The organism is Polynucleobacter sp. MWH-Aus1W21 (assembly GCF_018687275.1).
Classification (GTDB): domain Bacteria; phylum Pseudomonadota; class Gammaproteobacteria; order Burkholderiales; family Burkholderiaceae; genus Polynucleobacter.
Map to the genome: position 1 here is coordinate 1,865,955 of NZ_CP061287.1, position 21,266 is coordinate 1,887,220.

At 44.5% G+C, this 21,266-nt stretch carries 22 protein-coding genes and 1 pseudogene; 7 read left to right on the forward strand and 16 right to left on the reverse strand.

The window, feature by feature from the left end:
- Positions 1-2 precede the first annotated feature (2 nt).
- The 6 genes from ICW03_RS09645 to ICW03_RS09670 form a co-directional block, all read right to left on the reverse strand.
- Positions 3-1,187: a 5-(carboxyamino)imidazole ribonucleotide synthase gene (locus ICW03_RS09645; protein WP_215347702.1), complete on the reverse strand. Its 1,185-nt coding sequence runs from the start codon at positions 1,185-1,187 to the stop codon at positions 3-5.
- Positions 1,188-1,191: 4 nt separating this feature from the next.
- Positions 1,192-1,686, reverse strand: a complete 495-nt coding sequence (purE, locus tag ICW03_RS09650) for a 5-(carboxyamino)imidazole ribonucleotide mutase (RefSeq protein ID WP_215347705.1) — start codon at positions 1,684-1,686, stop codon at positions 1,192-1,194.
- A gap of 58 nt (positions 1,687-1,744) precedes the next feature.
- On the reverse strand, positions 1,745-2,638 hold the full coding sequence (locus ICW03_RS09655) for a phosphoribosylaminoimidazolesuccinocarboxamide synthase (protein WP_215347706.1): 894 nt from the start codon (positions 2,636-2,638) through the stop codon (positions 1,745-1,747).
- Between the two features lie 7 nt (positions 2,639-2,645).
- Entirely contained in the window at positions 2,646-3,710 is a 1,065-nt protein-coding gene (fba, locus tag ICW03_RS09660; protein ID WP_215347708.1) for a class II fructose-bisphosphate aldolase, read from the reverse strand.
- A 62-nt stretch (positions 3,711-3,772) separates the two neighbouring features.
- On the reverse strand, positions 3,773-5,209 hold the full coding sequence (gene pyk / locus ICW03_RS09665; RefSeq protein ID WP_215347710.1) for a pyruvate kinase: 1,437 nt from the start codon (positions 5,207-5,209) through the stop codon (positions 3,773-3,775).
- Between the two features lie 2 nt (positions 5,210-5,211).
- A complete protein-coding gene (locus ICW03_RS09670; RefSeq protein WP_215347712.1) occupies positions 5,212-6,423 on the reverse strand; it encodes a phosphoglycerate kinase in 1,212 nt (403 codons plus the stop codon).
- A 209-nt stretch (positions 6,424-6,632) separates the two neighbouring features.
- On the opposite strand from ICW03_RS09670, the gene ICW03_RS09675 reads away from it, so the two are divergent.
- Genes ICW03_RS09675 through ICW03_RS09695 form a run of 5 tightly spaced genes read left to right on the forward strand, consistent with a single transcriptional unit; the run spans position 6,633 to position 9,938 of the window.
- The gene (locus ICW03_RS09675; protein ID WP_215347714.1) at positions 6,633-7,556 is read left to right on the forward strand and encodes a branched-chain amino acid transaminase; all 924 of its coding nucleotides are present in this window, start codon (positions 6,633-6,635) and stop codon (positions 7,554-7,556) included.
- Between the two features lie 22 nt (positions 7,557-7,578).
- Complete coding sequence (locus ICW03_RS09680; RefSeq protein ID WP_215347716.1) at positions 7,579-7,767, forward strand: zinc-finger domain-containing protein; 189 nt, start codon at positions 7,579-7,581, stop codon at positions 7,765-7,767.
- 46 nt (positions 7,768-7,813) lie between these two features.
- Positions 7,814-8,854 (forward strand): lipopolysaccharide heptosyltransferase II, encoded by a 1,041-nt coding sequence (gene waaF, locus ICW03_RS09685; protein ID WP_215347718.1) that lies wholly within the window; start codon positions 7,814-7,816, stop codon positions 8,852-8,854.
- Positions 8,855-8,871: 17 nt separating this feature from the next.
- Positions 8,872-9,306 carry a nuclear transport factor 2 family protein gene (locus tag ICW03_RS09690; RefSeq protein ID WP_215347720.1) on the forward strand — a complete coding sequence of 145 codons (435 nt, stop codon included), beginning with the start codon at positions 8,872-8,874 and terminating at the stop codon, positions 9,304-9,306.
- A 32-nt stretch (positions 9,307-9,338) separates the two neighbouring features.
- Positions 9,339-9,938 (forward strand): DUF2946 family protein, encoded by a 600-nt coding sequence (locus ICW03_RS09695; protein ID WP_251374389.1) that lies wholly within the window; start codon positions 9,339-9,341, stop codon positions 9,936-9,938.
- On the opposite strand, the gene ICW03_RS09700 is transcribed toward ICW03_RS09695, so the two are convergent.
- Positions 9,935-11,635, reverse strand: coding sequence for a M48 family metalloprotease (locus ICW03_RS09700; RefSeq protein ID WP_215347724.1), 1,701 nt, complete (start codon positions 11,633-11,635; stop codon positions 9,935-9,937). The two genes, ICW03_RS09695 and ICW03_RS09700, sit on opposite strands and share 4 nt — an antisense overlap.
- 23 nt (positions 11,636-11,658) lie before the next feature.
- Here ICW03_RS09700 and moaC point away from each other — a divergent pair, with 23 nt between their 5' ends.
- Complete coding sequence (gene moaC / locus ICW03_RS09705) at positions 11,659-12,138, forward strand: cyclic pyranopterin monophosphate synthase MoaC (RefSeq protein ID WP_215347726.1); 480 nt, start codon at positions 11,659-11,661, stop codon at positions 12,136-12,138.
- Positions 12,139-12,181: 43 nt separating this feature from the next.
- Here moaC and ICW03_RS09710 read toward each other — a convergent pair whose 3' ends face one another.
- The 3 genes from ICW03_RS09710 to ICW03_RS09720 are packed head-to-tail and all read right to left on the reverse strand — an operon-like array spanning position 12,182 to position 14,789.
- Positions 12,182-12,694: a hypothetical protein gene (locus tag ICW03_RS09710; protein WP_251374390.1), complete on the reverse strand. Its 513-nt coding sequence runs from the start codon at positions 12,692-12,694 to the stop codon at positions 12,182-12,184.
- A 6-nt stretch (positions 12,695-12,700) separates the two neighbouring features.
- Complete coding sequence (locus ICW03_RS09715; protein WP_215347728.1) at positions 12,701-13,855, reverse strand: surface lipoprotein assembly modifier; 1,155 nt, start codon at positions 13,853-13,855, stop codon at positions 12,701-12,703.
- A 28-nt stretch (positions 13,856-13,883) separates the two neighbouring features.
- The gene (locus tag ICW03_RS09720; protein ID WP_215347730.1) at positions 13,884-14,789 is read right to left on the reverse strand and encodes a transferrin-binding protein-like solute binding protein; all 906 of its coding nucleotides are present in this window, start codon (positions 14,787-14,789) and stop codon (positions 13,884-13,886) included.
- A gap of 934 nt (positions 14,790-15,723) precedes the next feature.
- Between ICW03_RS09720 and ICW03_RS09725 the strand changes: the two are divergent.
- Positions 15,724-15,843, forward strand: a pseudogene (locus tag ICW03_RS09725) (cyclic pyranopterin monophosphate synthase MoaC); the annotation flags it as partial.
- 54 nt (positions 15,844-15,897) lie between these two features.
- Here ICW03_RS09725 and ICW03_RS09730 read toward each other — a convergent pair.
- The 6 genes from ICW03_RS09730 to recX form a co-directional block, all read right to left on the reverse strand.
- Complete coding sequence (locus ICW03_RS09730) at positions 15,898-16,947, reverse strand: acyltransferase family protein (protein WP_215347731.1); 1,050 nt, start codon at positions 16,945-16,947, stop codon at positions 15,898-15,900.
- A gap of 63 nt (positions 16,948-17,010) precedes the next feature.
- Complete coding sequence (locus ICW03_RS09735; RefSeq protein ID WP_215347734.1) at positions 17,011-17,541, reverse strand: pilin; 531 nt, start codon at positions 17,539-17,541, stop codon at positions 17,011-17,013.
- 121 nt (positions 17,542-17,662) lie between these two features.
- Positions 17,663-18,367 carry a TerC family protein gene (locus ICW03_RS09740; protein WP_215347736.1) on the reverse strand — a complete coding sequence of 235 codons (705 nt, stop codon included), beginning with the start codon at positions 18,365-18,367 and terminating at the stop codon, positions 17,663-17,665.
- Between the two features lie 99 nt (positions 18,368-18,466).
- Positions 18,467-19,360 (reverse strand): succinate--CoA ligase subunit alpha, encoded by an 894-nt coding sequence (gene sucD, locus ICW03_RS09745; protein WP_215347738.1) that lies wholly within the window; start codon positions 19,358-19,360, stop codon positions 18,467-18,469.
- A 15-nt stretch (positions 19,361-19,375) separates the two neighbouring features.
- Entirely contained in the window at positions 19,376-20,545 is a 1,170-nt protein-coding gene (gene sucC / locus ICW03_RS09750; protein WP_011903667.1) for an ADP-forming succinate--CoA ligase subunit beta, read from the reverse strand.
- Between the two features lie 188 nt (positions 20,546-20,733).
- Entirely contained in the window at positions 20,734-21,255 is a 522-nt protein-coding gene (recX, locus tag ICW03_RS09755) for a recombination regulator RecX (RefSeq protein WP_215347739.1), read from the reverse strand.
- Between the last annotated feature and the right edge of the window lie 11 nt (positions 21,256-21,266).

Genomic DNA, 21,266 nt, shown 5'->3' on the forward strand with positions numbered 1-21,266 from the left:
TTCTAGGGCTCGATCCCTAATTCAGTAGCAACGGCTGCGCAATTTTGGCGTGCTTCATTGAGAGCTTCGCCCAGGCAATTGATGTGACCCATTTTTCTACCCATGCGAGGTTCGGACTTTCCATACAAATGCAATTTAGCATCAGGATGCGCTAGCACTTGATTCCAGGCAGGTTCTTTTGGCTGATCTTCACTACCTTCAAACCAAAGATCACCCAATAAGTTCAGCATTGATACAGGCGCTAACTGACGCGTATCACCCAAAGGTAGGCGAGCCATTGCTCTAACCTGTTGCTCAAATTGACTGCTAACACAAGCATCCATCGTGTAGTGGCCAGAGTTATGTGGACGAGGCGCGATTTCATTAGCAACGATATCGCCATTCTTAAGAACAAAGAACTCCACGCAAAGTACGCCCACGTAATCAATCTTTCGTATGAGTGCCTTTGCCGCTTCTACAATCTTTTTTTCTTGTGCTGGCTTTAATGATGGCGCTGGCACAGTAGAGGTGTGCAAAATACCATCGCGGTGAATATTTTGTGAAACTGGATAAGCAACCACAGCATCATCGTATCCGCGCACAACTAAGGCAGACACTTCAAAATCCAAATCCATGCGCTTTTCTAATACACAAGGAACTTTGCTTAATTCAGCCCAGGCTGCCGGCAAATCCGCTGCCGTGTAAACAGTAATTTGACCTTTACCGTCATAGCCCATACGCGCCGTCTTTAATATTCCAGGAAACAAATCAGCTGGAATATGTGAAATATCAGCATCATGCTCAACAACGGCGTATGGTGCTGGGCCAATATTGGTTTCGGATTTCCAGGTGGCTAGAAACTTTTTCTCTGCTACCCGATTCTGCGCCAAAGAAACGCAACTACTACGTGGCGCAACGAATACACCTAAAGCCTCTAATTCATCTAATGCTTGCGCTGGCACATTCTCAAACTCAGTACTTACTGATGGACAAAGAGCGGCCATTTCTTTTAAGGCAGCAGAGTCAGTGTAATCGGCTTGAATAAATTTTTCAGCAATCGAACCTGCAGGGCTATCAGAGCCGGGATCTAGAACACAAACTTTATAGCCCATAGCCTGGGCAGCCTGGGTAAACATGCGCCCCAATTGGCCGCCGCCTAAAATTCCTAAATACGAACCCGGCAAAATGGGTTCCATACGATCTGCCATGTAATTAATATCCCGGCAAATTCATTGAACGCGCGGTATCAGACTGCTTCGCACGGAAATCTTCTAAGCGCTTTGCCAAATCAGCATCATGCAAAGCCAAGCCAGCAATGACATGCAAGGCGGCATTGGCTGCGCCGGCTTCACCAATTGCAAAAGTGGCAACCGGAATGCCTTTTGGCATCTGCACGATTGAATATAGCGAATCTTCGCCACGCAAATATTTGCTAGCTACTGGCACACCATAAACCGGAACAATCGTTTTGGATGCAAGCATGCCTGGTAAATGTGCTGCACCACCTGCGCCAGCAATAATGGCTTGCAAGCCATTTGCTTGTGCATTTTCAGCATACTGAAACATATCGTCTGGCATGCGGTGTGCAGAGAGCACTTTAGCTTCATGAGCGATACCAAATTGCTCAAGCATTTGAGCGGCGTGCTGCATAGTGTCCCAATCTGAGTTGGACCCCATTACTATTCCGACAATTGGCTTCTTGCTCATTTACCTCTCCAAATACCTTCAATTTTTCCCCAAGGGTCTTATTATCCCCGAGTTAACCTTACTCAGTAAGCCTGGTTAAGGCTTCGCGATACTTCTGCGCAGTCTTTTCAATAACATCCGCCGGCAATTGAGGTGCAGGGGCTGTTTTAGGCCACGGCTTGCCATTCACCATCGCGGTTTCGAGCCAATCACGAACAAACTGCTTGTCATAAGAAGGTGGGTTTGATCCAACATAGTAAGTCTCAGCCGGCCAGAATCGTGAAGAGTCAGCAGTAAGGATCTCATCCATCAACACCAATTGACCATTGGCATCCAAGCCAAACTCAAACTTGGTATCCGCAATAATGATCCCACGAGTAGCTGCATATTCAGAAGCCTCTTGATACAAATGAATACTTACTTCACGAATTTGATTGGCCAATTTTTCACCAATAAGCTCAATCACTTTCTCAAATGAAATATTTTCATCATGCTCACCGACTTCAGCTTTAGCTGCTGGAGTAAAAATAGGTTCAGGTAATTTTTGAGCATTTTCTAAACCGGCTGGCAGCGGAATTCCACAAACCTTGCCGGTTTCTTTGTAATCTTTCCAGCCGCTACCAGCTAAATAGCCACGTACCACCGCTTCAACCAAAATTGGCTTTAAGCGTTTAGCTACCACTGCGCGACCTTTCACTTGATTTACTTCATCAGGAGCTACTACAGTAGCCGGATCAATACCTGTTAAATGATTTGAGATAACAGAAGCTAACTTATCAAACCAAAAATTAGCCATTTGATTCAGAACTACGCCCTTCTCGGGAATAGGCTCGCCCATCACCACATCAAATGCAGAGAGACGGTCAGTCGTAATCATTAATAACTTGTCATCATCTAAAGCATATACATCTCGCACTTTACCTTTAGATAACAAAGGCAATGACTTAATAGAGGTTGCGTACAAAGCGGCCATTTTTAAATCACTTCACAATTTGAGTTAATTTGCCGCTTTTATATAGCTCAGCCATCTTCTCTAAAGAAATTGGCTTAATTTTGGATGCTTGACCAGCAGAACCAAAGGCTTGGAAGCGTGCAATACATACTTTCTTAGCGGCTTCACGAGCTGGCTTCAAATAATCGCGTGGATCAAATTTAGAAGGATTCTCAATAAAGTAACGACGAATTGCGCCCGTCATTGCTAAACGAATATCGGTATCAATATTGATCTTACGAACACCATTCTTAATGCCCTCTTGAATTTCTTCAACAGGAACACCATAAGTTTCTTTCATATCGCCTCCAAACTCACGAATCTCAGCCAACAACTCTTGGGGAACGCTAGACGAGCCGTGCATCACCAAATGAGTATTTGGAATACGCGCATGAATTTCTTTAATACGATCGATTGCCAAAATATCGCCTGTAGGCTTCTTGCTGAACTTATATGCTCCATGGCTAGTACCAATCGCAATTGCCAAAGCATCGCACTGCGTTGCCTTCACAAAATCGGCTGCTTGCTCAACGTCAGTAAGCAACTGTTCACGAGTCATCTTGCCGTCAGCCCCATGACCGTCTTCCTTGTCACCTTGCATTGTCTCGAGTGAGCCTAAAACACCCAACTCAGCCTCAACCGTGACTCCAATGGAGTGAGAGAACTTCACCACCTCTTTAGAAACATCTACGTTGTATTCATAGCTAGCAACTGTTTTACCGTCAGCTTCCAATGAACCATCCATCATCACGCTTGTAAAGCCACTCTTAATTGCCGCCATACAAACTGCAGGGCTTTGACCATGGTCTTGATGCATCACTACAGGAATATGTGGATAAGCCTCAACTGCAGCAGAAATGAGGTGACGCAAGAACGCTTCACCAGCGTACTTACGTGCGCCTGCAGAAGCCTGCATGATGACTGGGGAATCAGCCTCATTCGCGGCCTCCATAATCGCAGTCACTTGCTCTAAGTTGTTGACGTTAAATGCTGGTAGGCCATAACCATTTTCAGCAGCGTGATCCAAGAGTTGTCTTAAAGATACTAAAGCCATGATGTTCTCTTAATAAATAGTAATTAGGTTTAAAAAATAAATCGTTTAGTTAAAGCTGTGAATTACTTCACATGAATAATCTTGAGAGTATTGGTTCCACCAGGCTCACCCATAGGCTCGCCAGAGGTCAACACAACGGTATCGCCCATTTTGACTGCGCCTACTTTTTTCAAGCATGCTTCCACTTCTTGTAATGCAGTGTCGCGATCCTTGGTGTAGTCCAAGCCAATTGGAGTCACATTTCGATAAGTGCTTAATGCACGTTGTGTAGCAATCTTAGAGGTCAGCGCAAAAATAGGCACATGAATATTGTGACGACTCATCCAGATTGCTGTTGAACCTGAGTCAGTCAAAGCTGCAATGGCATTTGCATTTAAATGATGAGCCGTGAAAAGAGCTCCAAGGGCAATCGTCTGATCAATGCGAGTGAAGGTTTGATCCAAAAAGTCGGTATCGAGTTTCACACGATCTGATTTCTCAGCTTCCACACAAATCTCTGCCATTGCTTTAATGGTCTGAACTGGATACATACCCGCAGCCGATTCAGCAGACAACATGACCGCATCGGTTCCATCCAATACTGCGTTTGCAACGTCGCTTACTTCAGCGCGCGTTGGTACTGGTGCATTAATCATGGACTCCATCATTTGTGTAGCGGTAATCGTAAATTTATCCGCCTCACGCGCCCAAGCAATCATGCGCTTTTGTAATGCAGGTACCGCAGCATTACCAACCTCTATAGCAAGGTCGCCACGTGCAACCATAATGCCGTCACTCTCAGCAATGATGCTTTTGAGTGCTTCAGGTTCAATCGCCTCTGCGCGCTCTACCTTGGCAATTGTTCTCACTTTTCCAACACCGTACTTAGCACTAGCAGCGTCTGCCAACTTTCGGGCATACGCCATATCAGCGCCATCCTTTGGAAAGCTAATTGCCAAGAAATCGACACCCATGGCAATCGCTGCATCTAAATCCGCAATATCTTTTTCAGTCAGAGCGGGGGCAGTTAAACCACCGCCAGCGCGGTTAATACCTTTGTTATTAGAAAGCGGTCCACCCTGCTCAACAATGGTAAAAATCTCTCCGCCCTTCACGCTCGCAACTGTCAGAACAACTAAGCCGTCGTTTAACAAAAGACGATCACCTGGCTTTACATCGCCCGGCAGCTCTTTGTAATCAAGGCCAACTTTGGTTTGATCACCAAGTTCACAAGCTATATCAAGAGTAAATTTATCGCCCTCTTTGAGCAAAATTTTGTTTTCTGCAAACTTTCCAACACGGATTTTGGGTCCCTGTAAGTCAGCCATAATGCCAACTTCTTTACCAGCTTCCGCAGAAATGGTGCGCACTAAATCATGACGTGCCTTATGGTCAGCCACAGTACCGTGTGAGAAATTCATCCGCACCACATCGACTCCGGCACGAATCATGTCACGCAACACTGCAGGCTTTTCTGAGGCAGGCCCTAGGGTTGCAATGATCTTTGTTGCTCTCAACATATTTAATCTTTCGCTCTTTCAGCAAGTACTGCAAAGGCTGGCAAGGTTTTGCCTTCAAGGAACTCCAAGAAGGCGCCGCCGCCAGTAGAGATGTAATCCACTTGATTCTCAATACCGTACTTCGCGATAGCTGCCAAAGTATCGCCACCGCCAGCAATAGAGAAAGCTGGGGAGTGTGCAATTGCTGCGGCCAACATTTTGGTGCCGCCACCAAACTGATCGATTTCAAAAACGCCTAATGGGCCATTCCAAACAATAGTGCCGGCATGAGCAAGCATGATCGATAAACGAGCCGCAGTCTTTGGACCAATATCCAAAATCATGTCGTCTTCTGCAACTTGATCTGCAGGTACGCGGTTTGCACGGGCTAATGGAGACAGTTCATTTGCGACAACAACGTCTTCTGGAATAGGAACATGAGCGCCACGCTTTTCCATTATCTCCATGATTTCTCTGGCTTCATTAACCAAATCAGGTTCGGCAAGAGATTTACCGATGGGCAAGCCTTTGGCCAGCATGAAGGTATTCGCAATACCGCCACCCACAATCAACTCGTCAACCTTTTCTGATAAAGCCTTAAGGATGGTGAGCTTAGAAGAAACTTTGGAGCCCGCAACGATTGCTACTAAAGGGCGTTTTGGACTTGCTAATGCGCGACTCAACGCATCCAACTCAGCAGCCATCAAAGGACCAGCACAAGCTATTGGAGCAAACTTCGCTACACCATGAGTGGTTGCTTCCGCGCGATGAGCAGTTCCAAATGCATCGTTGACATATACATCACACAATGCAGCAATCTTTTTTGCTAGTTCGTCGTTGTTCTTTTTTTCACCAACGTTTAGACGACAGTTCTCTAGCAATACCAGCTCGCCTGGATTTACCTCAAAGCCGCCATTCACCCAATCGCTGATTAAAGGAACTTTGCGATTAAGCAAACTTGCAATCCGATCAGCGACAGGTGCCAAACTATCTTCTGGTTTGAATTCACCCTCTGTTGGGCGACCCAAATGAGAAGTCACCATCACCGCTGCGCCAGCATCCAAACACATTTGCACAGCCGGCATTGATGCCCGAATTCGAGTGTCTTCAGTAATATTTCCAGCCTCGTCCTGAGGGACATTCAGATCGGCGCGGATTAAAACCCGCTTACCCTTTAATTGACCTGACTGGGCTAATTCGCTTAAACGCTTAACTTTAAATAAGGATTCCGGCATGAGCTTGGGTAAATAAGATGATTTATGGGCAATACTCCATTCTAAAGGCTCTGACCCATTTTCCCTAAGGATCCAAGCCGACAGACTGCCCTGCCTGCTCTACAATAAGGACTTAAATGCATTCTGGGCTAAAAGACCAATATCTACTGGCCTGATGCCTTGCTTAAACCGCTTTTATAAATACTTAATAGACACAAAAGGTAAAGAAAATGTCGATGTCAGACCGCGATGGCTTTATTTGGACTGATGGGAAGCTGATTCCTTGGCGTGAGGCTAATGTTCATGTGCTGACACATAGCCTGCACTATGGGATGGGCGTGTTTGAGGGTATTCGCGCCTACAAAACCCCCCAAGGAACCGCCATTTTCCGCCTTCCAGAGCATGTAAAGCGCCTGTTTAATGGAACTAAGATCTTCCAAATGAACATGCCTTATAGCCCTGAAGAGGTCACCAAGGGCATTATCGACACGGTAAATAGCAATAAGCTAGAAGCCTGCTATATCCGCCCAATCATCTTTATTGGCTCACAAAAGCTGGGAATCTCCCCAAAAGGGAACAGCATTCATACCTCAATCGCAGCCTGGCAATGGGGTGCCTATTTGGGTGAAGATGGCCTAAATAAGGGTATTCGGGTGAAAACCTCCTCTTTTACCCGCCACTTTGTTAACTCTTCCTTAGTGCGCGCCAAGGCATCTGGCTACTACATCAACTCCATTTTGGCCAATCAAGAAGTTACCGCTAATGGATATGATGAAGCTTTATTGCTTGATACCGAAGGCTATGTTTCTGAAGGCTCCGGCGAAAACCTCTTTATGGTTCGCAATGGCATCGTATACACCCCAGACTTAGCTTCTTGCTTAGATGGCATTACTCGTGACTCCGTGATTCAGATTGCAAAGGATCTCGGTTATGAGGTTCGTGAAAAACGTATCACCCGTGATGAAGTGTATTCAGCTGATGAAGCATTCTTCACAGGCACTGCTGCTGAAGTAACCCCAATTCGTGAATTGGACGATCGCACCATTGGTGATGGTAAACGTGGTCCGATCACCGAAAAAATTCAGAAGACATATTTCGATGCGGTGTACGGCAGAAACGATCAATACAAATCTTGGCTCACCTACGTAAAGTAACTTCGGTAATTAGGAATAGCATATGACTCAAGCTCAAGTTGTGATGGTGGATGGCAAGGACTTGCCGTTACATTGCCCCACCAATAAAACACCAGCCTGGAACTCGCATCCACGCGTTTTCATGGACATTACCAAAACCGGTGAAGCGAAGTGTCCTTATTGCGGCGCAGAGTACAAACTCATTCCCGGCACTGAACCACACGGTCACTAAACCTTATCAGCGCCTCCCGGTGAGGCGCTGAGTCGGGATACATTACATGCACGGTATTCTGATCATCGCCCCAAATTGGATTGGGGATGCAGTAATGACACAGCCCTTGCTGGCGTCTCTCAAAGCACAATATCCAGAATCAAAAATTGATGTCCTAGCCAGCACTTGGGTTGCTCCAATCTATCGCGCTTGTTCTGAAATACACGAAGTCATCGAAGCAAAGTTTGAGCACAAACAATTGCAATGGGGCTTGCGTAAAGAATTGGCCAGTAAGCTTGCACTAAAAAAATATCAGGCGTGTTTTGTTCTGCCCAATAGCTTGAAGTCAGCGCTGATTCCTTGGCTTGCTAATATTCCTTTTCGAATTGGCTATCGCGGTGAGTTGCGCTTTGGCTTAATTAACGTAGCGCTAGATAATCCAAGTAAAGTAAATCGGCCGCCGATGGTTGAACACTATCTTGCATTGGGTCAGATTTTAAATGGTGAGCATGCTTCACCAACCAACGTCAATCTCACACCAAAGTTAAATGTATCTAGTCCAGCTCATCACTCGGTACAAGCTAAATTAAAAACCGCCCGCATTGATGAGTCACATATTTACGTGATGTGCCCTGGCGCAGAGTATGGTCCAACTAAACGTTGGCCAACTAGCCACTTTGCGGAGTTGGCGCAAAGCATTGTTGCCAATAACCCAAATAATCAAATCATCCTTTTGGGCAGCAAAAGCGATCGCCCTCTTGCCCAAGAAATCGAGGCTCAAGCCAAACAAGATGGTCATATCCATAACTGGTGTGGCGATACCTCTCTTGATGAAGCAATCGCTCTAATTGGCATGAGTAAAGCAGTCATCAGCAATGACTCCGGCTTAATGCATATTGCAGCAGCTCTCAAAACACCTCAAGTTGCAATTTTTGGGTCAAGCGATCCCGCTCATACGCCACCACTGTCCGACAAAGCTCAAGTTATTTGGCTAAACCTACCTTGCAGCCCCTGCCATAAGAGAGAGTGCCCCCTAGGGCACCTTAAGTGCTTAAATGACATATTGCCAGCACAGGTATTGGCTACACTGAACACATTACCGTCTTAACTCAGGAAAAGTAAGCCATGCCTAAACTTGCCAGACTCTTTCAAAATGCAGATGATGTTGTCGAGGCATGGCGTGATGCATTGAGCCATCGTGACGTACAAAGCGCTTTAGATATTTGGCTGGATGACGATTCCATTACTTGCGTTCTCCCTGAGGGACATCGCTTAACTGGACATACAGAAATTCGCGAAGGTTTGGAGCGACTACTTGCAAAGCAACCACTCTTCCTAGAGCCTATCGCATGCATTAGCCACTCTGTACTTGGCGCTGCCGTGTATGACACTACCGAGGCTGTTCATTTAAGAGCAGATCAAGTTGAAGCAGAATTTTTCCTCAATATCACACTGGTACTTCTGCAAGATAGTCAGGGATGGCGTATTGCGCACTTACACGCAAGTCACTCCACCGAAGAAACCTTCGACGCACCTTCTACACCACACGGCCTGCACTAAACACTATGGATGATCAAGTACTACGGTCACTGATGAAGTGGCCAAATGTGCCTGATTGCTTTGGTTGGCTAGCCCTGGATCGTCGCGGCCAATGGCGGATGCGCGATGAGTTTGCCCAACAAAATCGTCTTCCAGGCCAAGTCATTCAACACGTTGCTCTCAATGACTTTATTTCTCGCAACTACGCATGTGATGAACTCGGAAGGTATTTTTTTCAAAATGGTCCGCAGCGTGTCTTTATTACGTTAGATGCCACCCCATGGATAGCACGCATCATTCCAAACGAGCAAGGCACTGAATTTTTGACTCAATGTCATAACGTCATTGATCCGGGTTCAGCTCTAAGCGATGAAAATGGAAATATTTATATTGTTGGGAAAGTTAATCAAACGATTTATGACGGCAATAGCCACGTCAATGAAAACGGTCAGTTTCTCAAAGGAGCGTCTCAAGCAATTGCCCTTTTACATGATCACGATCTAGATTATTTTTCTGAGCTGGCCAAACTCCGCGAAGAAGCTTGTAGTTTTGGAGGATCCTGGATCTGGCAAGGAAAAGAGCTCCCACTAGACCCGGTACATTCACAAGAATTAGCTACGCGCTTTCATTATCAAGCTACGCCGCAATCTTAACCAGGAGCTTGTTTGCCCTGTTCCTTAAGCTCATCTTGATATTGCTTCTGCATTTCACGCAAACGCGCATCAATACTAGAGCCCTGGTAATAATCAGCACCGCCAGCCGAGCGAGCAATGCGAAGTTGTTCAATTGCTGAGGGCCAAGCCCCTTCAAGAGCGTATTTTTCACCAAGCGCGTAATGGCGCATAGGGACATTCCCAGCTTGATCATAGGACTTAGACAATAAATTCCACCACACGATTTCATTGGGCTGAGATCTTGTTCGTGCCCTTAGCCAAGAAATTGCATCATTAGTGCGGCCGAGTTTTAATTCGGCATTAATCATTGCCGCACCCGCTGCATAAGATTGTGGGTATGCCCGTAGCGTTGCCTGGGCAATTTGTAGGGCCTCTTCACCTTTACCCTTAGCCAAAGCCAATTCAGAGGTGGTGATATCTAATGACAAACTCTGCCTCTGAATAGGGGATCCCGGGGCACTAGCCTTCTGAGCTAAATTGCGCGCCTGCTGTAGATTGGATTCAGCTTGATCAATTTTTCCTTGGCGTTGAGCGATAAGTGCTAACCCATAAAAACCTTCTAACTGTTTTCCAATTTGAGCTTGCTTGCTTAAACTGTCAAAAGTATTTTTTAAATCATAGAGTCCGCTCGAACTACCAGCCTGCTCCATACGCGCTCGTGCCTTGATGAAATAAAACTCAATGGAACTTGGGACATTACGGGCAACTACAGTCCGCGCCCGATCTTGCATATCCGCAATGCGATCCGTTGTTAAGGGGTGGGTACGCACATAAGCGGGCACACCTTTATCCATAATCCCAGTAGATTTTTGTAAGCGTTGGAAAAAACCTGGCGCACCATTTACATCGTATCCGCTAGCCTCCAAAATCTGAAAGCCAATACGATCAGCTTCACGCTCTGCATCTCTTGAATAAGAGAGTTGATTGCTGATAGCAGCCGCCTGACCACCTTGCATAAGGCCCGCTGCCGCCTGAGGATTACGAGACATCGCTAGTGCACCAAGCACCATGCCAGCAATTGCAATCATCGTATTTGTAGCCTGCTTATCCATCTGACGAGCTAGATGACGCTGTAATACGTGCCCTGTTTCATGCCCCATGACTGAAGCAATCTCAGAATCGGATTCCGCGCTCACAATTAATCCCGTATGAAATCCAATGAAGCCCCCGGGTAATGCAAACGCATTAATACTACTGTCCTTAACGGGAAATACTTCGAAGTCATATGCTCCGCTACCTTGCTCATTTGCACCGCCAAGCTGTAATTTTTTTGCTGCTTGCAATAAGCGACGCTCCATCTGATTTAGGAAATCATAAAGAGGTAAATCGTTTGAATAATCAGAGTCGGGACGAATCTGGCGCATGATCATTTCACCGTATTTACGCTCATCCACTCGACTTAAAGCATCGCCACCTGGATCACCCATATCTGGCAAAACGATTGCTGGCTGGCTGCGCAAAGCGCTTCGTGTTGGCGCATTGGCCGGACGTGCATCAGGCGATTGCATGGCTCTACCAATATTCTGAATAGCAGCAGAATTGCCCTCTACAGAGACGTCTCCTGTACCAGTTTCAGAATAAGCAGGAAATCCAGAAAAAGTTAACCCCATCATCAGCCAAACAGCCAAAGTACGGTGCAAAAAAGTGATTTTTCGATCTGACTTTATGTCTTGCATCTCTATATGGTAAAACTTATCCCATGAACAAACTAACTCATTTTGATGCCAGTGGGCAAGCCCATATGGTAAACGTTGGCGATAAGCCCAGCACCCACCGTATCGCTATAGCTAGCGGCAAGATCACTATGCTTCCCGCAACCTTCAAAATGGTTGAAGCTGGTACCCATAAAAAGGGTGATGTCCTGGGTATCGCCAGAATTGCCGGCATTCAAGCATCCAAGAGAACGTCCGACTTGATACCTCTTTGCCACCCATTAGCCCTAACCCACGTTAGCCTAGAGTTTCAAACTAACCCTCAAGATAACAGTATCACCTGCCAAGTAAGAGCAGAAACTACAGGGCCTACCGGCGTTGAAATGGAGGCCCTCACCGCAGTCCAAGTTGCCCTACTCACAATCTACGATATGTGCAAAGCAGTAGACAGGGGCATGGTGATGGGTGATATCAAGCTCTTGGAAAAGAGTGGCGGCAAGAGTGGAGAGTGGAAGACGGGGAAGTAGACGCAAACCAAAATCGCCATAAAATAAATCGTACTAATCGCCTTTATTCGTAAAGCTTCAGTTTTACCTGCAAAGAAATTGCGCCGTGTAAACGATCGCCCACGGTTGGGATTACAAAGAGATTCGCGCCAAATCTACCCCCCTCAACTGTTAACGCCGGCAAAATAGCCGGAAACCACCCTCCATTATTCACCGACTGGTAACCATTAAACCCTCCCCCGACAACCCCCAACTTCACTGGGCCTATAGCAAAAGGCTGATAGTAGAGCCCAACATACTTTGAGTGACCGTTATCGCTATTTTTATAGTTACCGATGGTTGCTGATGCAACAGTCGAGAATCGGTACTCCAATCCCAAGCCCCAGTTATTACTATTCAAATTTTGATTCTTTTGAAAATGCTCAGAATACATCCCCGGATTAACCCAAATTTCACTTTTTGATTCAGTCTCAATCATCTGAAATGCCTTGACTGACTCTTGCGCAACAACTGCACTAGAAAAAAACATTGCCAACAATATAAAAATATTGATGCGCTTTATCTTTTTAAATTCCATGATTGGCTAGTAAACATTTTTAAAAAAGATTCCACCAAATATTTTGTTGTAAGTAAAAAATGGGATTGACGAATTATTTGATTGATAGGTTATATCAATACTTGGCCTTAGGCCCATGATATAAAAATCTCGCTTAGTAATAGAGAGAAAATACAACTGTCCACGATCTTGACGTACCTGCCCCCAAAATGGATCAGAGTCCCAATAATTTCTTCGTAGTTGAGACGCCTTTAAATTGGCCTGTATATTGGTGTAATCATCAGCAATTTGGGTGCCAATTGTTCCGTAAAATCCATATGAACTATACGCATTTTGAGATGCCGGAGTTTTATCGCCGCCTGTTTCTAGGTAGAGTGTTAGATCTCGAGTGATATTGTGGTTATAAAAAATTTGAGCTTGAGTTTGTGACCCAGAAAGATAGCTATAGGTTGGATAATCTATCGGACCGCCTTTAACTAAAAACCCATAATAGTCTTGGTTTGGAAGGTTAAAGACCCAACGGGTAGCCAAATAGTCATAGTTATATAGAACGGTTCCACCATAAAACATGGTCTCATGACCAACCCGCAAATCTTTATAGTCATATCCCTGCCAGCGTTTAATAAAACTAAAATCTAAATCTTGCTTATTAAATGCATTGGTTTGATAAGTTGCAGTATTAATGTTGGCTTGTAAAAAATAACCCGATTGCGGAACAAGTTCTCGCTCAGCCTCCACACCAACCGCAAGCCCAGTTTCTGAATTGGTATTTTGTGCGGGCTGATACGAAAGCGTCTGCCCAAAAATACTGACCGTTCTGGCGCTAGTGATGTAACCTGGATTAGAGTCTTGATATAAGCCTAAATAGACCTTAGCGGTCTGTCTTTTTTGGATTTCACTTAAGTACCACTCGACCTTATCTCGAACTGTAATGGGAATGGGCCTGTTAAGAATATTAATAAACTCATCTTTAGCTTCCTCAAGGCGACCTGCCAAATATAAGCTTCTAGCTAGCTCTAATTGGATGCGAATTGTTGAAGATTGCTCATACAGATTACGAAATACTTGAACCGCTTCTTCCGGCATTTCCTCCATTAGAGAAGTGCCTATATTGAACTGAGCTTGAATCTCCCTAGGAGTTAATGCATTTGCAAGGGAACAAACAAAAAAGGGTGCCAACATTAGCACCCTTAAGTATTTATAAAAATGACTAGCGCTTGCCACCGAAACCACCAACAAACGTTGCTCCTGTGGGTGAATTTAGGGAAAAAGTTCCGCCGACTTCATTAGCGTTGGGGCCATAAAATGCACCCAAAAGATTTCCTTGAAGAGCGCCGCCGCCAGGGGTTGTCACTGGCCCAGAAAATCTTCCGGAGCCTGCTGCATAATTCATAGTTCCAGCTAAGTTAAGGGAAGCTGCATTAGCATAACCACCGGTAGCAGTGTTTACAGTACTAGTATTTGAAGTTGAAAAATTAATACTTCTTGAAGAAAAATTAACTGTTGCAGACATAGATGCGCTTGTGACATTTGTTTGGGAGGCAGACACGTAATAATACCCTCCAGCCGTTCCTGTGAACGTAGCTGAACCAACAACCGGGATAGCGCTTCCTGCCGTAGCGCTTCCAATACTGATGGCATAGGAAGAGGTCAATGTACTCGTGCCCGAACCTCCTCCAGAGCCACTTGTAATAGCTGGACCCCAAGCACCGTAGGTTTGATACTGAAAACCTTGTAAATATGGATTTGGTGTAATTCCTATGGTTGAACCAGCTTTATCCTTAAGAAAATAATTGCCACCGCTAGAATCCAAGAAAATTGTGGATCCATTTGCAATACTAAAAGTAATTGTCGTACCTCCAAATGGAGTAAATGTTGCGCTATTTAAATTTCTGGCGCCATCAAAAATCATTGAACCCGAGATGCTTGAATCTTGTTGGGAAATGGAGCCTACAGAAGACACTGAGGATGAGTTGCCAGCAGTAAAATTAACCGCTGAATTTGGAGAACTTGCATTCCAGCTAGTAAATGCATTTACAACACCACTGTTATTCGTTTTGGCACCGGAACAAGCAACAAGCAAGAAAAGTGTAATTAATATTAGTATGTATTTCATAATTTACTTTATGGTGAATATCAAATCATCTTAAACTATTTTTTACAGATCTTGAGCATGACTACCATTAACGCCAATAAATGGCACTCCTAAAGGCTTGACTTTCTATTTTCTTATATAAAATGGTGATTCTGCTAAAAATATAGATTAAACAATTAGAATATTATTTAGTAAAAAACTAATCGCAATACTTAGTGCTAGTGGGGTAATTATAGTTGACGTATAGGTCAATAAAAAATAATGGGGTGCATAGATCTCTAGCGAAATTTGCCTGCAAAAACATAAGAAATTTTTTTGAAACTCTAATATTAGAAGAGGTATTTGCTCTCGCAAAACCAAGAACAATATACGCCCCTGAAATTGCGACAATACCCATATAAAAATATCGGGCTTCACATGGAAAATCGATAAAACTAGAATAATAAAACTCTGCAGTTCGTGACCAAAATGGAATCAAGCAAATAAAAACTAAAATAGCTCTTTATCCATCTATATCTGGGCGGTATTTAGAGTGCAATTAAGTAAGAGAGTGTGCTTTTGACATAAGTAGTTATGAAAATTGCTTATTTATACAACAACCTTTTATCATCCATAAATAATATAAACACCAAATCGCTTAAAAAAATCAAGGTAAAGGGGTTATCTGGATGGGACCCTTTTTAAAAAATATGGGCTAGGGGTATGGTACGGACAGCTTCTAGAAAAGCGTAAAGGGGTATCAGCCCATCTAGTATTCGGATGGCATGCGTCCTACTGAGCCATCATAAACATCGATTTGCGCTTAGCTAATATGCTTATAGATTCAGTCTCATACAACTCTTGTTCTACTTTTTCGAGACCCAATTTGGTCCCACTAGTTTGTTAATTTAACTAAGCAGAGTTCGACTCTTTGACTTTTAATTTTTCTTAGTTCGTTGTTTTTACTGGGCTTCCCACCGCAGTTCAAGTTGCCCTACTCACAATCTACGATATGTGCAAAGCAGTAGATCGTGGCATGGTCATGGGTGATATCAAACTCTTAGAAAAGAGTGGTGCTTGGGAAGCAGGAAAGTAAACGCTAACCTTAGTAGCTTCAAGAGCATGCAACTTTTAGCATAGCTAACAGCCTCTATTTTTCTCCCAATAAAATTGTTCTTAATACTGGGATTCGATTAATTCCATATGACAGCCCAACACTAAGAAGCAATGGGGCCAAGACCTTGGGTGAGTAGCTCAGGAAAAAGTAGTGGATCGCATATATGCCCAGCGATAACTGACCGCATAAAATTAAAAAGTTCTGTGCAATGCCTTTTTTCCTCAATGAAACCCATTTTGCAAGACTCAATATTGCAAATGCTCCAGTAATTGCTACCAACCCAGCGTAGAAATATAAAAACTTTGCACCAATAAAAGTTAGGCCCATAGGGTCTACAAAATTATTTGGCGCAGTTCTCGACCAAAATGGAATGAGCGCTAAAAACAATCCACATGACACTAAATATTTCCAAGTAGACATGTTGGGATATAGGTAACGATAAAAACCCATACCGAGCAAGTAGTAAAGGAAGTATGGTCGCAATAGGCTGACCCCAGCACCCCTAGGTGTATGCTCCCTAATCAACAACCAGAGCACAATCATCACGAGAATTTGAATGCGCCCGTCTGAGAGCAACTCAGCAATGTCATTCAAGCCCACCTTTTGAGACATCAGATAGATCGCTGATAAGAGAATATCGAAAACGCAAGTTAGCATGATGCAATAAAAAATGGCCAGCAAAAACCAGAGTGCTGTGTCTGGTCGCCTAAAAGCTAGTACCAGAGCTGATAAGACATCACTGCTATGGTGGTATATGAGTTGATTGATTGCGCACCAAGAAATAAAGGGGAGCAACAATCGAATCACCGCTTTAAATATCTTCGACTTTGCTAGTAGCAAGCTAGCCTTAAAGCCCTGCTCCACCCTCTCGGGCTTAAAGGCGATTGCAGCAACAGCGCCCGATAAAAATACGAATAAGGGCATGTGAAACGAGTAGATCACTCTAAACCCAATGAGCTCATCAAAGTTTTGAGCGCTACCCTGAATCACATGGCCCAATACGACCAGGATGATTGCCAATCCTTTGGCAATATCCAAAAATGCATCTCTATCTTCCGATCTCCAAGAGGAATTTTTCAGCATGCTACATCCATGAGGTATTGATATCAGACATAGCCCATAGGATACATTGAAGGTAGAAAGGCTTTACCTAGTAATGCGGCACTCTGAAGGCAATAATTGCGGCAATAAATTGGTTTCAGTTGATCGACAAGACCAACCACCCGCCCAAGTTGAACCTTCTGGCTTTGATAGATCTAATGCCCTAGGTGCATTTGCATCAGGTTCATTGGTGGGAACTAAATGGAGGGTATTTTTACCCTCTGGAGCCACGCTTACTTGATAGTCAATTGCAATAGCGCCAGATGGTGTGATTTCTATTAACTTAACACTACGAGTTGGCGTAAAAGTGAAAGCCCCACTAGTTGCATCATCCATTGATACAGTTCCACGACTTGCAAAAGCCTCCGTTACGGCGAGCTTAGCGCTGGATGACAAATTCATACCTTCCACAACGCGACTTCGAGCGATGTAATCTTGATATTGAGGTACCGCTACCGCAACTAAGATACCAATAATGGCCACGACAACCATCACCTCGATCAAAGTAAATCCAGATTCTAGATTTTGATCTTGAGGGGTTTTGAGATTTTCAAATTGGCTACTAATGCTTTGCATATATTCTGGCTCCTAAGGTGAAATACCTCATGATCCAGTCTACGCCTTTTGCATTCAAGGGCAGTTACAAATGAAAAAGCCGGCTGTGAAGGCCGGCTTTTCTGATTCATCCGTAAGAAAATCAATGCGCTTTTGCAGCGTTCTTCTTCTTAAGATAAGTGCCCGCCAAAATTACAATAGCGACACCAATAACCTCAAAAGCAAGCTTGGCATCACCTAATGCAGCCTGAATGCTGTCTTTGATCGCAGGATCATCCACCAACATACCGCCAGCCAACAAACCTAAAAGGCCAGCACCCAAAGTAATAATGATTGGGAAACGCTCCATCACCTTCAACAGCATGGCGCTACCAAAAATGATCAACGGAATAGACATTCCCAAGCCAATAATCAACAAGAGTAGACGAGTCTCTTCCGGACCTTTTTGAGCTGCAGCTGCAACAGCCAATACGTTGTCCAAACTCATTACTAGGTCGGCAATTAAGATCGTACGAATAGCGGCCCAAATGCTGGTCTTGGCTTCCATATGTTCTTCGCCACCGCTATCCGATAAAAGCTGAATACCGATATAGAGCAATAACAAACCGCCAACGATTTTTAAGTACGGCAAAGTAAGCAATGCTACTGCTGTAATAGTAAGCACTACCCGCAAAACAATTGCGGCAGCACTGCCCCAGAAAATCGCTTTCTTTTGCTGTGCTGGCGGCAAGTTGCGTGATGCTAAAGCGATCACAACTGCGTTATCACCGGATAGCAAAATATTTGCAACGATGATTGATAAGAGCGCTGCCCAAAAGGTAGCGTCTGAAAATGCTGATAAATCCATGGTGTCTCCTACGTTTCTCTTATGTTTTATTTTATTTTTAACTACTTGGCACTACAAAAAAGGATGCCGTTTTAGCAGCACCCTTTTCCAAAACACTAATTACAACATGGCTTTCAATAAAGCAGCCATTTCTGATGGATTCTTTGTGACTTTGAAGCCACATTCTTCCATTACAGCCAATTTCGCATCAGCAGTATCGGCACCGCCAGAAATCAACGCGCCTGCGTGACCCATACGCTTGCCTGGAGGCGCTGTTACGCCGGCAATAAAGCCAACTACTGGCTTTTTCATATTGTCTTTGCACCAGCGAGCAGCTTCAGCCTCGTCTGGACCGCCGATTTCACCAATCATGATCACAGCATCAGTCTCTGGATCTTCATTGAACATTCTCATAATATCGATGTGCTTCAAACCATTGATTGGGTCGCCACCGATACCAACTGCTGTGGACTGACCTAAACCAATTGATGTCAACTGACCAACCGCTTCATAAGTCAATGTACCGGAACGGCTAACAACACCAATGCGGCCTTTCTTATGAATATGACCAGGCATGATGCCGATCTTGATTTCATCTGGAGTGATGATGCCTGGGCAGTTAGGGCCAAGCAATAAAGTCTTTTTGCCGCCAGCAGCTTCTTTTGCATGCATCTTATTACGCACTTCAAGCATGTCACGCACAGGAATGCCTTCAGTAATACAGATAACGAAGTCGAGGTCAGCCTCAACCGCTTCCCAAATCGCAGCAGCAGCACCTGGAGGCGGTACATAAATTACAGAAGTGGTTGCACCAGTTTGCTGAGCAGCCTCTTTAACAGTTCCATAAATTGGAATGTTAAAAATAGACTCACCAGCTTTTTTAGGGTTTACACCGGCAACGAAACAATTCTTACCGTTTGCGTATTCCTGACATTTTTCAGTATGGAACTGACCTGTCTTACCAGTAATACCTTGTGTAATGACTTTGGTGTTTTTATTGATCAAAATAGACATATTGAAATTCCTGAATTATTTGTTTTTGGCAACAGCAGCAACTACCTTTGTAGCGGCTTCAGCCATTGAGTCGGCGCTAATAATTGGCAAACCTGAGTCCGCAAGAATCTTCTTGCCCAACTCTTCGTTTGTACCCTTCATACGCACGACCAAAGGTACCGTGAGGTTTACTGCTTTACATGCAGTAACAACACCGTCAGCAATCACATCGCAACGCATAATGCCGCCGAAGATGTTTACCAAAATTGCTTCAACACTCTTGTTCTTCAACATGATCTTGAATGCTTCAGTAACTTTTTCTGCTGTAGCACCACCACCAACGTCTAAGAAGTTTGCAGGTTCGCCACCAAACAACTTAATAGTGTCCATTGTGGCCATCGCCAAGCCCGCACCATTAACCAAACAGCCAATATTGCCGTCGAGAGAGATGTAAGCGAGGTCAAATTTGGAAGCCTCGATTTCAGCGGCATCTTCCTCATCGATATCGCGGTAAGCAACGATTTCTGGATGACGGAACAATGCATTTGGATCAAAGTTGAACTTTGCGTCCAAAGCCTTGATTTTGCCGTTACCTTCGAGAATTAATGGGTTGATTTCAACCAATGATGCATCGGTATCCCAGTAAGTCTTGTAAAGATTTTTGAATACGTCACGTGCCATTGGAATAGACGCCTCAGGAACGCCAATACCTTTAGCAACAATGTCGCAATCCGCATCTGTCAAACCAACCATTGGATCAACAAATACTTTGATAATTTTTTCTGGGTGAGATTCTGCAACTTCTTCAATATCCATACCGCCTTCGCTAGAGGCCATGATCACATTCTTCTGTGTGCCACGGTCTGTAACGATACTGAAGTAGTACTCTTTTTTAATATCAGCGCCATCTTCAATTAAGAGGCGATTTACTTTTTGACCTTCAGGTCCAGTTTGATGCGTCTTGAGCTGCATGCCCAAAATTTCAGAAGCATATTTCTTCACTTCGTCCATGCTTCTAGCCAATTTCACACCACCGCCTTTACCGCGACCACCAGCATGAATCTGTGCCTTCACAACCCATACTGGGCCTCCCAGTTTTTCAGCAGCTTTCACCGCCTCATCAACACTAAATGCAGGGATGCCGTTAGGAACTGGCACATTAAATTGGCGAAGAAGTTCTTTGCCTTGGTACTCGTGAATTTTCATAATTACTCCGAAACGGTATCTTTTTTAGCAAGCAATGAGGATAAGTTAAACCGATGTTGCCTTGATCCCATGCTTACTCTAGAAATAGCTAAATTAGCCAATTTTGAATAAATGCGAACGGCTTGACCGACTCCATAAGTCTATCATGCTGCAACGCCGCAAATAGGGTTTTCTGATCCGTAATTGCCCTAATCAGGGGTTTGTCCGCCAATGATCTTGGCAACGATATCCGATCCAAAGCCCTTAGAAGCTAGAAATCGATATTGTCGAGCACGCTCTTTTTGATCCGTGGCTCGCTGACCATATTTGCGCATCCAAAGCTCGTAGGCGCGCTGAAATTCAGTCTCTTTTAATGCTCCCAGCAATTTGGCTGACTGCTTTGAATCTACACCCGCCCTTTCGAGCTCGTCGGCAATCTTTCTCATGCCGTACCGCTCACTACGACGACGAACCAAGGCCTCCGCAAAACGCTCATCAGACAACCACCCACGAGCCTCAAAATCATCCAAAACTGCCTCAATTTGGATATTTCTAGCCTCTGGAGTTTGCTCGGCCTGATCTCCACCTAATTTACCCCATCTAGCCTCAGATTCAGCTAATTTGGCAGCCAAGCTCTTGCGACTATATTCCCGTAGGGATAAAAGTCGCAAAGCCCGAGCTTTGAGACTCGGGCTTTGTTTGGGCTTTTTATTGCTACTTAAATCTGACATTGAATTATTCA